This window comes from Microbacterium sp. DWRC1-3 (genome assembly GCF_049896645.1).
GTDB lineage: Bacteria > Actinomycetota > Actinomycetes > Actinomycetales > Microbacteriaceae > Microbacterium > Microbacterium maritypicum.
In genome coordinates this window covers 624,961-638,473 of the sequence record NZ_JAFCUS010000001.1, presented here as the reverse complement: position 1 = coordinate 638,473, position 13,513 = coordinate 624,961, and the positions used below count along the sequence as shown (strand labels likewise).

The window sequence follows — 13,513 nt, the reverse complement described above, 5'->3', positions numbered from 1 at the left end:
CGATCAGCCGTGGCTCACGGTCGGCACGTGGGCGTCGGACTGGTGACGCAGCCAGAGTGTCGACAGCGCGGGCAGCGTCAGAGTGGCCACCGGTGCGGCGCCGTCTGACGGCTTCGCGTAGACCAGTCCGAGGTTGCCGGATCCGCGTCCGCCGTAGTCGGCGGCATCCGTGTTGAGCACCTCTTGCCACACGCCCTCCCGCGGAAGCGCGAGCTGGTACCCTGTGCGCTCCACTCCGGCGAAGTTGCTGATGACGACCAGACGCCCGCCGTGGGCGTCACGTCGTTCGAAGGCGATCACCGTCGGGTCCCAGCTCGGCGCGCCGAGACGGCTGAAGGACGACGCGTCGTTGTCCCGCTCCCACAGGGGAGCCTGAGCCCGGTACGTGTGGTTCATCACGCCCACGAAATCCTGCAGCTGGGCATGGGAGGGCTGATCGAGGAGCCACCAGTCCAGCTGCCGTCCCTCCGACCATTCGGCGAGCTGGCCGAACTCCTGCCCCATGAAGAGCAGCTTCTTGCCCGGATGCCCCCACATGTAGGCCAGATACGCGCGCACGTTAGCCAGCTTGTGCCAATGGTCCCCGGGCATCTTCGCGAGCAGGCTGCCCTTGCCGTGGACGACCTCATCATGACTGATCGGGAGCAGATAGTTCTCGCCGAACGCGTACACGAAGGAGAATGTCATCTCGCCCTCGTGGTGGCCCCGGTACATCGGGTCCCGCGAGATGTACTGCAGCGAGTCGTTCATCCAGCCCATGTTCCACTTGAAGCCGAAGCCCAGACCGGCGTGATCGGTCGGCGCGGTGACTCCGGGGAAGCTGGTGGACTCTTCGGCGATCATGAGGATTCCGGGATGCAGCCGGTACGCGGTGGCGTTGACTTCCTGCAGGAAGCGGATCGCCTCGAGGTTCTCGCGTCCGCCGTGGATGTTCGGCTCCCATTCGCCGGGCTCGCGGGAGTAGTCGAGGTACAGCATCGAGGCGACGGCATCGACGCGGAGACCGTCGACGTGGAACTCCTTGAGCCAGTACAGGGCGTTGGCGACCAAGAACCCCCGGACTTCGGGGCGGCCGTAGTCGAAGATGAGCGTTCCCCAGTCCTGGTGCTCTCCGCGGCGAGGATCCGGGTGCTCGTAGAGCGGCTGGCCGTCGAAGCGCGCGAGGGCGAAGGCGTCCTTGGGGAAGTGGCCGGGGACCCAGTCCATGATCACGCCGATACCCGCCTGGTGCAGCCGGTCGATCAGGTAGCGCAGGTCGTCCGGGCTGCCGAAGCGACTCGTGGGTGCGTAGTATCCGCTGACCTGATATCCCCACGATCCGCCGAACGGATGCTCCGCCAACGGCATGAACTCGACGTGCGTGAAGCCCGCATCGGTCACGTGCTGGATCAGAGGATCCGCGATCTCGCGATAGCCGAGCCCTTCGCGCCACGAGCCGACGTGGATCTCGTAGATCGACAGCGGCTGGGCGACGGCGTGGGTGGCCGCCCTTCGCGTCATCCACGCCCCGTCCGACCAGGTGTGAGCGGAGGTCGCGACGAGCGATGCCGTGGCGGGCGGCACTTCAGCGGCCAGCGCCATCGGGTCGGCCTTGAGGATCCACGCGCCGTCGCGGGTGCGGATCTGGTACTTGTACCTGGTGCCGACCGGGAGTCCCGGGATGAAGATCTCCCAGACGCCGCTGACGCCCATCGAGCGCATCGCGTGGGCCTCGCCGTTCCAGTCGTTGTGGTCACCCACCACGCGCACGGCAGTGGCGTTCGGGGCCCAGACGGAGAACGAGACGCCGATCTCCCCGTCGGACGTGCGCACATGCGCCCCCAGCGCCTCCCAGAGACGTTCGTGACGTCCTTCGGCGATGAGGTGCAGGTCGAGGTCGCCGAGGGTCGGCCCATGGCGGTACGGGTCCCCGGACAACGTCTCGTCGTGGTCCGAGTACCGGGTCGCGATCCGATAGGGGAGCGGAGGGCCGCTGTGCTGCCCCTCCCAGATGCCGTGCGCGACGTGGGTGAGCTCCAGTCGGCTGCCGTCCCCGAAGACGGCGGCGACCTCGGAGGCGAGAGGCCGTCGCACGCGGATAGCCGTGACGGTGCGATCCGCGGCGTCCTTGTGCGCGTGCGCGCCGAGCACGGAATGCGGGTCATGGTGGGTGGCTGAGGAGATCGCCTCCCATTCGGTGGATGCGGCGACGTCTTCCGTGTAGCTCATGATCGGTCCCTCACCTTCAGGATGTGCACCGGCTCGGCGAAGGCGTCGAGCCGCACGTAGTTGTGGTCGCTCCAGGTCCAGACCGCACCCGTGAGGAGATCCTCCACCTCGAAGGGCTCGCCCAGCGGGACGCCCCACTGCGTCGTGTCGAGGTGCACGGTCGTCTCACGCACCGAGTGCGGGTCGACATTGGCGACGACGATGATCGTGTCCGCACGTCCGGTGCCGGTGAACGGCGCCGCCAGGTGCTTGCTGTAGACGAGGACGGCGTCGTCGTCGCTCCAGTGCGTGCGGAAGTTGCGCAGCTGCTGCAACGCGGGGTGCGCGGCGCGGATCTCGTTCAGTCGCCGCAGCAGGGGAGCGAGGGACTCACCGCGGGCTTCGGCCCCCGCCCAGTCGCGGAACTTGTATTCGTACTTCTCGTTGTCGATGTTCTCTTCGGATCCGGGCCTTGCGACGTTCTCGAACAGCTCGTATCCGGCATACACGCCGTACACGGGGCCTGCCGTCGCGGCGATGCAGGCGCGGATGCGATAGGCGGCCCGGCCTCCGAACTGCAGGTACTCGGTGAGGATGTCATGCGTGTTCACGAAGAGGTTCGGACGCATGTAGTCGGAGGTCTCGTGGGACACCGAGGTGAGGAACTCCTCGAGCTCGGCCTTGGTGTTGCGCCAGGTGAAGTAGCTGTAGCTCTGCTGGAACCCCACGGCGGCGAGCGCGCGCATGACTGCCGGCCGGGTGAACGCCTCAGCGAGGAAGATCACGTCGGGGTCGACCGCATTCACCTCCGCGATGAGCCACTCCCAGAACTGCAACGGCTTGGTGTGCGGGTTGTCCACGCGGAAGATCTTCACGCCCTGCGCGACCCAGTGCTGCACGACCCGCAGCATCTCGGCATAGATGCCGGCGGGATCGTTGTCGAAGTTCAGCGGGTAGATGTCCTGGTACTTCTTCGGCGGGTTCTCGGCGTACGCGATCGTCCCGTCGGGGAGAGTCGTGAACCACTCCGGGTGTTCCCTCACCCAGGGGTGGTCGGGGGAGGCCTGGAGGGCGAGATCGAGAGCGATCTCGAGTCCCTCTTTCCGCGCCGCGCGCACGAAGGCGCGGAAGTCCTGGGCTGTGCCCAACTCGGGGTGGATGGCGTCGTGACCACCGTCTGCGGCGCCGATCGCGTAGGGCGAGCCCGGATCGCCGGGCTCGGTGGTGAGCGTGTTGTTGCGTCCCTTGCGGTTGGTGCTCCCGATCGGATGGATCGGCACCAGGTACACGACATCGAATCCCATGGCTGCGACCTCGGGCAACCGTCTCGTGGCCGTGCGGAAGGTGCCGCTCTTCACGGTGCCGTCCTTCAGGCGCTTCGCACCTTCGGATCGGGGGAAGAACTCGTACCAGGCGCCGACACCGGCCGCGCGCCGGTCGGCGTTCAGGCTCTGCGTGCGTCCGGCGGAGCGCAGAGTCCTGACGGGGCGGTCCCGGAAGACCTGAGCGAGTCCGGCGTCCGTCGACACGGCGATGGTGGTCGCGGCGTCGCCGTCGCGCAGCGAGGCGGCCTCGGCGAGCAGCCGCTTGCGCTGTGCCGCGGGGCGGTCCTTCTCCGCGGCGGCACGGGTGAGCAGATCGGCGCCGAGCGCGGCCATCACCGGTACATCGACGCCGGCCGCGACCTTCAGCTCTGCCGCATGTGCCCAGGTCGCGAAGTCGTCAGAGAATGCCTCGAATCGGAAGAGCCAGGCCCCCTGCTCGTCGAGGGCGATCTCTGTGGTCCAGGTGTCCGTACCGTCGTCGCGGGGGGAGAGCCGGTGCAGGCTCTCTTCGCCGGATGGCGAGGTGAGCCGGAGGTGCACGCCGATCATGTCGTGCCCCTCACGGAACGCGATCACGCTGAACGGAACGACCTCCCCGACGAAGGCCTTCGGCGCGAATCCGCCCGGAACAGCCGGGGAAGGATCGAGCAGAGGGATGCGGGTCGTCCGCAGCGCACCGGGGGCATCCGCTTCACCCAGGGCGCGCGCCGGGATCTGAGCGGGGCTCCGAAGAGCCGAGGACCGAGTACCAGCACGTGCAGCCACCTCCCGAATGTACCGCGCGGACGTGGTCGCGGGTAGCGCGCCGCGTGGTGCGTCGGGAGCAGGGGTCATTCGACGCGGAACAGCCTCATCGAGGTTCCGGAGACGGGCAGCACATCACCCGGCGCGAAGACCTCTTGCTCGTCGGACGGGCGCTCGTGGGCGCTCGACCACAGCGACACGAAACGAGTCGCGCCTTCGATCTCTTCGGGGAGACGCACATCGATCGGTGATTCGGTGCCGTGCACGATGAGCAGGATGCGGTTGTAGGCCTCGGTGTCGGGTGTGGAGGCAGCGACGTACTGCAGCGTCCGGTTCCCGGGGTCGGCCCACTTGCCCTGCTCCATCGTCTCGCCGTTCTGGTCGTACCAGTCCATCACCGAGGCGTTGGGGATGTGTTCGCCGAGTCGCGCGTAGCGGCTGGGGCGCAGCGCAGGATTCTCCTGACGCAGGCGGATCAGCCGGGAGACATGGGCGCGCAGATCCTCCTGCCAGGGCTCGAACTCCCAGCCGAGCCAGGTCAGCGCCGAGTCCTGCGCATAGGCGTTGTTGTTGCCGCGCTGGGTGCGTCCGACCTCGTCGCCGGCGGTGAGCATGGGGATGCCCGCCGAGAGCAGGAGAGTGCCGAGCAGGTTGCGCATGGCTTTGCGGCGCGCGGCGAGGATCGTCGGGTCGTCGGTCGGCCCTTCGATGCCATGGTTGAACGCACGGTTCATATCGGCGCCGTCGCGGTTCTGCTCGCCGTTCGCCTCGTTGTGCTTGACGTCGTAGGAGACGAGGTCGTGGAGGGTGAAGCCGTCGTGGGCGGTGACGAAGTTCACGCTGGCGAGCGGACCACGATCCTCGCTGAAGGTGTTCGAGGATCCGGCCAGACGCGTGGCGAACCCACCGATGCCGACCGGGGCCGAGGCACGACGCGCGTAGTCGATGTCGCTCAGCCAGAAGTTGCGCACCCTGTCCCTGTAGCGGTCGTTCCACTCGTGCCACCCCGCCGGGAAGTTGCCCGTCTGCCAGCCGCCGAGGCCGACGTCCCACGGCTCGGCGATGAGCTTCGTGTCGGCGAGGATCGGGTCGGAGGCGATGGCGGTGAGGAGCGGATGCTCCGGCGTGTAGGTGTGGGCGCCGTCGCGGGCGATGGCCGTGGCGAGGTCGAAGCGGAACCCGTCGATCTGCATCTCCTGCGCCCAGTAGCGCAGGGAGTCCAGCACGAGCCTGGCCCCGGCGTCGGTGGCCGTGTTGAGGGTGTTGCCGCATCCGGTGGTGTCGATGTAGACGCCGGACTCGTCCTGGCGGTAGTAGGTGGCGTTGTCGATGCCGCGCAGGCTCGATCGAGGTCCGCCGATGCCCTCTTCGGAGGTGTGGTTGTAGACGACGTCGAGGATCACTTCGAGGCCGGCCTCATGCAGGAGCCGCACCATGCCCTTGAACTCGGCGAGGACCGCTTCGGGTCCCTCCTTGCGGGCCTCTTCGGTCGCGTACGCGGTGTGCGGCGTGAAGAAGTTGAGCGTGTTGTAGCCCCAGTAGTTGGTGAGGCCGCGCTCGAGGAGGCGAGGCTCCGGTACGAAGGCATGTACCGGGAGCAGTTCGATCGATGTGATCCCCAGGGAGCGGAAGTGCTCGATCATCGCGGGGTGTGCGAGACCGGCGTAGGTGCCGTGCAGAGCAGGCGGAACATCGGGGTGGCGCTTGGTGAGTCCCTTGAGGTGGCCTTCGTAGATGACCGTGCGATCCAGCGGGACACGGGGCTTGTGCGAGTCGCCCCAGTCGAACCCGTCGACGATGACGACCGAGCGCCACTCCTCGTAACCGTCGCCCTGTGCGAGGCCGCGGGCGTACGGGTCCAGCAGCAGCGTCTCAGGGTTGAAGGTGTTCCCCGGGCCGTGCGGGCCGCCGACGCGGATCGCGTAGCGGACTCCCGGCTGGAGGAGCTCGGTGGTGACCTCCCAGATACCTCCGGCAAGGCGTTCGAGAGGCACTTCGTCGGTCGCCCAGTCGAGGTCGGTGGCGTCGAAGACGACCAGTTCGATCGATGAGGCGTTCTGCGACCAGACACGGAGTGTTCCGACGCCGTCGTGCAGACGAACGCCGAGGTTGTCGAGGGCAGATCCGCCGGGCATGGCGAGGTCTCGGGACGCGGGCATGAGTACACACTAGGCGTGATGTGCCGCAGTCTCGCGCCAGGGCGTACCCGGTTCCAGGGGGGAGCACCCTCTCACTGCGGTTTCGCGAGAGAATCGAAGGATGCGGCACTATCTCGATCACGCGGCGACCACGCCCCTGCGCCCCGAGGCGCGAGATGCCTGGCTGGCCGCGTCGCAGACGGTCGGCAACGCCTCCTCGACGCACGGTCCCGGGCAGGACGCCCGTCGTCTGCTGGAGGAGTCACGGGAGCGTGTCGCCGCGGTGGTCGACGCCGACCCGATCGAGATCGTGTTCACCTCGGGTGGCACCGAGTCCATCAACCTCGCGCTGCAGGGACTCTGGCACGCCCGCCCTCCGGGATCATCGGTCATCGTGCTGCCCGACGGCGAGCATCACGCGACGATGGACACGGTCGCGGCGCTCGTGGATGAAGGGGCTGAGCTGCGACGGGTGCTCGTCACCCGCGAGGCGCGGATCGATCCGGAGGAGTTCGCCGCCCTGTTACCCGGTGCCGCGCTCGCGACCGCCCTCGCAGCCAACAACGAGGCCGGGACGATCAACGATGCCCGTGCCCTCGCTGCGGCTGCAGCGGTGTCGCACGTCCCCCTCCATCTCGATGCCGTCGCCGCGCTCGGGCACGTGCCGCTGTCGTTCCGCTCCCTGCGCGGCGAGGCCGCAAGCGGCGTCGGACTCGTCGCGATGAGTCTCGCCGGGCACAAGATCGGCGCCCCTGTCGGCGTCGGAGCGCTCGTCACCGCCCGCTCCGCCCGCGTCACCGCGCTGCTTCGTGGCGGCGCGCAGCAGCGCGGTCTCCGCGCGGGTACGCAGGACATAGCCGGAGCCGCCGCGTTCGCCGTCGCCCTCGAGCTCGCCGAGAACGAACGCGAGGACGAGGCGGCCCGACTGCGCCTGCTGCGCGACCGTCTCGTCAGCGGGATCCGCGCGGCTGTGCCCGCCGCCGAGCTCCTCGGAGATCCCATCGGGCGTCTCCCCGGCAACGCGCACCTGCTGTTCCCCGGGGCCGTGGGGGAGAGCCTCCTGTTCCTGCTCGATGTCGCGGGGGTGGCCGCATCGACGGGTTCAGCATGTCAGGCGGGAGTCGCCGAGCCCTCCCACGTCGTCATTGCCATGGGGCGCAGCGAGCGAGACGCCAGGAGCGTCCTTCGTTTCTCCCTCGGGCGCACCTCGACGGACGCCGACGTCGACGCGGTGCTCGGCGTGATCGCGGAGGCCTACACGCGCGCATCCGGCGCCGGCACAGCCGCACGCTCGTAGACTGGTCGCATGCGGATCCTTGCGGCGATGAGCGGTGGAGTCGACTCCGCCGTCGCGGCCGCCCGAGCCGTGGAGGCGGGGCACGACGTGGTCGGAGTGCATCTGGCACTCTCCCGGGCCGGAGGAACCTTGCGCACGGGCAGTCGTGGGTGCTGCACCATCGAGGACGCGCTGGACGCCCGTCGTGCCGCTGACGTGCTCGGCATCCCGTTCTACGTGTGGGACTTCTCGGAGCGTTTCCGCGACGACGTGATCCAGGACTTCATCTCCGAATACCAGGCCGGCCGCACCCCCAATCCGTGCATGCGGTGCAACGAGAAGATCAAGTTCGCCGCGCTCCTGGAGCGCGCGATCGAGCTGGGTTTCGACGCGGTGTGCACCGGGCACTATGCGACGCTGATCGACGGCGATCGGGGTCTCGAGCTGCACCGCGCGTCCGACAACGCCAAGGACCAGTCCTACGTGCTGGGAGTGCTGACCGCCGAGCAGCTCGCGCACACATACTTCCCCCTCGGCACGACGCCGTCGAAGGCGATCGTCCGCGCGGAAGCCGAGGCACGGGGTCTGAGCGTCGCGCAGAAGCCGGACAGCCACGACATCTGCTTCATCCCCGATGGGGACACCCGAGGCTGGCTCGCCGAGAAGGTCGGCACGGCGACGGGCGAGATCGTCGATCGCAGCGGAGAGGTCGTGGGCTCGCACGAAGGGGCCCACGCCTTCACAGTGGGACAGCGCCGCGGCCTCAAGCTCGGAGTCCCGGCAGCGGATGGCAAGCCACGGTTCGTCCTCGAGGTGCGCCCGGTCTCGAACACCGTCGTGGTCGGTCCGAAAGAAGCCCTCGCGATCGCCGAGATCGCCGGGGAGCGGTTCAGCTGGGCCGGCGCCGCACCCACCGAGGCATCCTTCGAGTGCCACGTGCAGATCCGCGCCCATGCCGAGCCGGTCGCCGCGCACGCCGCGATCTCCGACGAAGGGGTACGCGTAACCCCGGAGCTGCCGCTCGACGGTGTCGCACCAGGGCAGACCGCCGTGCTGTACATCGGAACCCGAGTGCTCGGGCAGTTCACGATCGACACCACGGTCTCGGCCGTTCCCGTCGGCGCGTAGACGCTTCGGGTGTCGGTGCCCGCTCGTAGACTGACGGGGTGCCGGAGAACATCTCGCTGGAAGACGCCCGAACCGAAGCCGAGGAGCTGACCACTCGCATCCTCGATGCGAAAGAGGCCTACTACGGCCGTGACACCTCATTGGTCGACGACTTCACGTATGACGGATGGATGCACCGGCTCGAAGAGCTCGAACGTCTGCATCCCGAACTGCAGGGACAGGACTCGCCGACGCAGATGGTCGGAGCCGCCGAGGCGACAGGGCTCGCAACCATCGAGCACGCGGAGAGGATGCTCAGCCTCGACAACGTCTTCTCCATCGAAGAGCTGAGGGAGTGGGCGGCGAAGACGAAGGCCTCGGCAGGGCGCGAGGTCGCCTGGCTCACCGAGCTGAAGATCGACGGACTGGCGATCAACCTCCGCTACGAGAACGGTGTTCTCACCTCTGCAGCCACCAGAGGCGATGGGCGTGTGGGAGAGATCGTCACCGAGAACGCTCTGCGTCTTCCGGAGATCCCGTACCGGCTGAGCGGGGAGGGCCACCCCTCGATCGTCGAGGTGCGCGGCGAGGTCTTCATCCCCGTGGCTGCGTTCGAACGGCTCAATGCGGCGCAGGCGTCCTTCCGCGAGCGCGCATATGCCGATGCTCTCGAGCGGTGGGAGTCGCGTGGGGGAGTGAAGAAGCCCTTCGATGAGGAGAAGGCGAGGACCGCGGCCGCCCGACGATTCCCCGCCTTCGCGAATCCGCGCAACGCGGCCAGCGGAGGGCTCCGCCAGCAGATCGACAAGAAGAACGGTCTCGAACTCGAAGCAGGCCTGCTGCGGATCGAGTCGCTCGCCCTCTACGTGCACGGCGTCGGCGCATGGGCGAACCCTCCCGTGGCGGCGCAGAGCGAGGTGTACGATCTGCTCGCACGGTGGGGGCTGCCCACGAGCCCGCACACGAAGGTGTGTCGCACCGTTGACGACGTCGTATCGTTCGTGGAGTACTTCGGCGAGCACCGGCACGACATCGAGCACGAGCTCGATGGGATCGTGGTCAAGGTCGACGAACTCGAGCTGCACGACGAACTCGGTGCGACGAGCCGCGCGCCGCGCTGGGCGATCGCCTACAAGTACCCGCCGGAAGAGGTGCAGACGAAGCTGCTCGACATCGTCGTGTCGGTCGGTCGCACCGGTCGTGCGACCCCGTTCGCGGTCATGGCCCCCGCTCACGTCGCCGGTTCCGTCGTCCGCCAGGCGACTCTGCACAACAAAGACGTCGTCAAGGCGAAGGGGGTGCTGATCGGCGACACCGTCGTGCTGCGCAAGGCCGGCGACGTCATCCCCGAGGTCCTCGGACCGGTGGTCGAGAAGCGCGACGGCAGCGAGCGGGAGTTCGTGATGCCTGTCGACTGCCCGGAGTGCGGCACACCGCTGCGGGCGATGAAGGAAGGCGATATCGATCTGCGGTGCCCGAATGCGAGGTCGTGCCCGGCACAGGTGCGCGGCCGCGTCGAGCACATCGGCTCCCGTGGCGCCCTCGACGTCGAAGCGCTGGGCGAGGTCACCGCTGCCGCGCTGACGCAGCCCACGTCTCCCGCGGTGCCGCCGCTCGAAACCGAGGCGGGTCTTTTCGCGCTCACCCTCGAGCAGCTCGTTCCTATCGAGCTCTTCGTGCGCGACGCCGAGACGGGGCTCCCCAAGGAGGACGAGGACGGGATCGTGAAGACCCGAGCACCGTTCAGACGAAACCCCACACCGACCGAGAAGAAGGCCGGTCTCGAGGGTCCCCAGCCCTCATCCCAGGCGCTCACTCTGCTCGCTGAGCTGGAGAAGGCGAAGACCAAGGATCTGTGGCGACTGCTCGTGTCACTGAACATCCGTCATGTCGGCCCTGTCGCCGCCAGGGCGCTTGCCCAGTGGTTCGGTTCCCTCGACGCGATCCGCGCGGCCTCGCGTGATGAGCTGGCCGCAGTGGAGGGCGTGGGCGGGATCATCGCCGATTCGCTGCTCGCCTGGTTCGACGTCGACTGGCACCAGGAGATCGTGCAGCAGTGGACGGATGCGGGTGTGCAGTGGGCGACGCCCGGCCACCCCGGCCCTGGTGCGGCTGTCGCCGAGGGCGGCGTCCTCGAAGGTCTGACGGTGGTGGCGACCGGCTCGCTCGACGGATATACGCGAGAGGGTGCGCAGGAAGCCATCCTCAAAGCGGGCGGAAAGGCGGCCTCCAGCGTCTCGAAGAAGACCCACTTCGTCGCTGCCGGACCCGGCGCGGGGTCGAAGCTCGCGAAGGCGGAGGAGCTCGGTCTGCGCATTCTCGACGCGGCGCAGTTCCACATCCTGGTCACCGAAGGGCCTGACGCGCTCCCGCCCGTGGCCGAAGAGTCGTGAAGCGCTACGGACCGCTGATCGTGGTCCGTGAGGCGCTGGCTGTCGGAGACCCCGGTCGGCATCACCTGCGACTGACCCCTGACGCCGTGATCATCCGCGAGGGCGTCGAGAACCGTGGCATCGTGCGATGGGCCGACATCGAGGAGATCGCGATCGACGTCCCCACGACCAGGTTCCGCCTGCCGGGTCTGGTCAGCACCCTGCTGCTCGGAGCGCTGACCGCGGCGATGCTGACCGACCCCGGGGTCGATCCCGACGACGGTTCGGTGACTCTTATCGTCGACGGCGAGCCGCGCACTCTCCCGCTGAGCCGGCACCATGTCGGCGGATATTGGGCGCCCACGGTCGCCGGCGCGCAGCGACTTATCGCCCATCTCATCGCGCACCCGGAGCAGCGCGCGCTTCTCGCACACCCGGAGCCGCTGATCGACGTGGCGGCACGACTCGCGCGCGGAACGGGCTAGCTCGTCCCGCGCGCGAGTGCGGTCAGCTCTTGTGACGCGGCTTGCGGAACGGCTTCTCGTCGCGCGTGTCTCGTGCCGGACGCTCATCGCGATCCCGACGCTCGAAACGATCGCTCCGTCCGCCGTCATCGCGGCTCTCACGGGGACCTCCCGCGCGTCGTGCGCCGGGGCCGCGGTCGGGCTTGATCTCGATCAGACGACCGGAGATACGCGTGTCGCGCAGCTTCTCGAGGACGGAAGCATCGAGGTTCGACGGCAGCTCCACGGTGGAGAAGTCGGGGCGGATGTTGATCGCGCCGAAGTCGTCGCGCCCCAGTCCACCCTCGTTGGCGAGCGCGCCGACGATCTGTCGCGGCTCGACACGGTGACGCCGGCCGACCTCGATGCGGTAGGCGGTGTAGTCGCCCCGCCCGCGTCGCTCGGTACGCGGTTCGCGAGCGTCGCGGCCGGCGCGCTCTCGCGGCGGACGATTGTCGGCTTCCACCGCCCTGGTGAGGGCATCGTTGGCGGGGTCGAGGAGCAGCGGCTTGTCGCCCTGCGCCACGACGGCGAGGGCCGCGGCCACATCGCCCTCCGGCACGTCGTGGTGACGGACGTAGTGCGCGACGATGTCGCGGAACGCCTCGATGCGCGCGGTCTCCGACAGCGCCGTGGTGATCGCGTCGTCGAAGCGGTTCAGGCGCGTGGTGTTGACGTCTTCCGTGCTGGGCAGCTGCATCTGCGTCGGGACCTGACGGGTCGCCTTCTCGATGTGCTTGAGCAGGTAGCGCTCGCGCGGCGTGATGAAGCTGATCGCATCACCGCTGCGACCCGCACGGCCCGTGCGTCCGATGCGGTGCACGTAAGACTCGGTGTCGGTGGGGATGTCGAAGTTGATGACGTGGCTGATGCGCTCGACATCGAGACCACGCGCGGCGACGTCGGTGGCGACGAGGATGTCGAGCTTGCCGTCCTTGAGCTGGTTCACGCTGCGTTCGCGCTGCACCTGGGGCACGTCGCCGTTGATCGCGGCAGCGGAGTAGCCACGGGCACGCAGCTTCTCGGCGAGCGTCTCGGTCTCGTTCTTGGTGCGGACGAAGACGATCATGCCGTCGAAGTTCTCGACCTCGAGGATGCGGGTGAGCGCGTCGACCTTCTGCGCGTACGACACCACGAGGTACCGCTGAGTGATGTTCGTGCCGGTCGCGGTCTTCGACTTGATGCTGATCTCTTCCGGATCGCGCAGGTACTTCTGCGCGAGGCGACGGATCTGCGGGGGCATGGTCGCGGAGAACAGGGCGACCTGCTTCTCGACGGGCGTCTGCGCGAGGATCTGCTCGACATCTTCCGCGAAGCCCATCTTCAGCATCTCATCGGCCTCGTCGAGCACCAGGTACTGCAGCTGCGAGAGGTCGAGAGTACCCTTGGCGAGGTGGTCCATGATGCGCCCCGGCGTGCCGACGATCACATGCACGCCGCGGCGAAGTGCAGAGAGCTGCACGCCGTAGGCCTGGCCGCCGTAGACGGGCAGCATGTGCACGCCCTTCATCTTGGAGGCGTAGGACTCGAAGGCTTCACAGACCTGGAGGGCGAGCTCGCGCGTGGGAGCCAGCACGAGGGCCTGCGGGGTCTTCTGCGAGACGTCGAGGCGCTCGAGGACGGGGAGCGCGAATGCCGCGGTCTTCCCGGTACCGGTCTGCGCCATGCCGACGACATCGCGGCCGGCGAGAAGAGTCGGGATGGTGGCCGCCTGGATGGGCGACGGGGTCTCGTATCCGAGATCCTTGATGGCTTTGAGGACGGGCCCGGTGATGCCGAGCTCCTCGAATCCGGGGGTCGCGGGAGTGTCCTCGGGGGCGTCGGTCAGCACTGCATCTTCAGGGGTCACTTCCCAAGGGTA

At 68.2% G+C, this 13,513-nt stretch carries 8 protein-coding genes; 4 read left to right on the top strand and 4 right to left on the bottom strand.

Annotation, left to right across the window (positions count from 1 at the left end; all coding sequences use genetic code 11):
• Window positions 1-3: 3 nt before the first annotated feature.
• The 3 genes from glgB to glgX all read right to left on the bottom strand — a co-directional run bounded on the left by glgB (window position 4) and on the right by glgX (window position 6,415).
• Window positions 4-2,208 carry a 1,4-alpha-glucan branching protein GlgB gene (glgB, locus tag ACP699_RS03070; protein ID WP_151486318.1) on the bottom strand — a complete coding sequence of 735 codons (2,205 nt, stop codon included), beginning with the start codon at window positions 2,206-2,208 and terminating at the stop codon, window positions 4-6.
• The gene (locus tag ACP699_RS03065; protein WP_400645351.1) at window positions 2,205-4,277 is read right to left on the bottom strand and encodes an alpha-1,4-glucan--maltose-1-phosphate maltosyltransferase; all 2,073 of its coding nucleotides are present in this window, start codon (window positions 4,275-4,277) and stop codon (window positions 2,205-2,207) included. The genes glgB and ACP699_RS03065 overlap by 4 nt, the downstream gene beginning before the upstream one ends.
• 65 nt (window positions 4,278-4,342) lie before the next feature.
• Entirely contained in the window at window positions 4,343-6,415 is a 2,073-nt protein-coding gene (gene glgX / locus ACP699_RS03060; protein WP_055868453.1) for a glycogen debranching protein GlgX, read from the bottom strand.
• 100 nt (window positions 6,416-6,515) lie between these two features.
• Between glgX and ACP699_RS03055 the strand changes: the two genes are divergently transcribed.
• Genes ACP699_RS03055 through ACP699_RS03040 form a run of 4 tightly spaced genes read left to right on the top strand, consistent with a single transcriptional unit; the run spans window position 6,516 to window position 11,634 of the window.
• Window positions 6,516-7,691 (top strand): cysteine desulfurase family protein, encoded by a 1,176-nt coding sequence (locus ACP699_RS03055; protein WP_426169085.1) that lies wholly within the window; start codon window positions 6,516-6,518, stop codon window positions 7,689-7,691.
• A 9-nt stretch (window positions 7,692-7,700) separates the two neighbouring features.
• A complete protein-coding gene (gene mnmA / locus ACP699_RS03050; RefSeq protein ID WP_082524208.1) occupies window positions 7,701-8,798 on the top strand; it encodes a tRNA 2-thiouridine(34) synthase MnmA in 1,098 nt (365 codons plus the stop codon).
• Between the two features lie 38 nt (window positions 8,799-8,836).
• Entirely contained in the window at window positions 8,837-11,170 is a 2,334-nt protein-coding gene (gene ligA, locus ACP699_RS03045) for an NAD-dependent DNA ligase LigA (RefSeq protein WP_426169081.1), read from the top strand.
• Window positions 11,167-11,634: a hypothetical protein gene (locus ACP699_RS03040; RefSeq protein WP_426169078.1), complete on the top strand. Its 468-nt coding sequence runs from the start codon at window positions 11,167-11,169 to the stop codon at window positions 11,632-11,634. The genes ligA and ACP699_RS03040 overlap by 4 nt, the downstream gene beginning before the upstream one ends.
• Before the next feature lie 22 nt (window positions 11,635-11,656).
• Here the strand turns inward: ACP699_RS03040 and ACP699_RS03035 are convergent, their stop codons facing one another.
• Window positions 11,657-13,501, bottom strand: a complete 1,845-nt coding sequence (locus ACP699_RS03035) for a DEAD/DEAH box helicase (protein ID WP_373695276.1) — start codon at window positions 13,499-13,501, stop codon at window positions 11,657-11,659.
• Between the last annotated feature and the right edge of the window lie 12 nt (window positions 13,502-13,513).

Excerpts from the sequence above, each read along its gene's own strand:
- mnmA (WP_082524208.1), top strand. The coding sequence starts at position 7,701 with ATGCGGATCCTTGCGGCGATGAGCGGTGGAGTCGACTCCGCCGTCGCG.
- glgX (WP_055868453.1), bottom strand. The coding sequence starts at position 6,415 with ATGCCCGCGTCCCGAGACCTCGCCATGCCCGGCGGATCTGCCCTCGAC.
- glgB (WP_151486318.1), bottom strand. The coding sequence starts at position 2,208 with ATGAGCTACACGGAAGACGTCGCCGCATCCACCGAATGGGAGGCGATC.
- ACP699_RS03055 (WP_426169085.1), top strand. The coding sequence starts at position 6,516 with ATGCGGCACTATCTCGATCACGCGGCGACCACGCCCCTGCGCCCCGAG.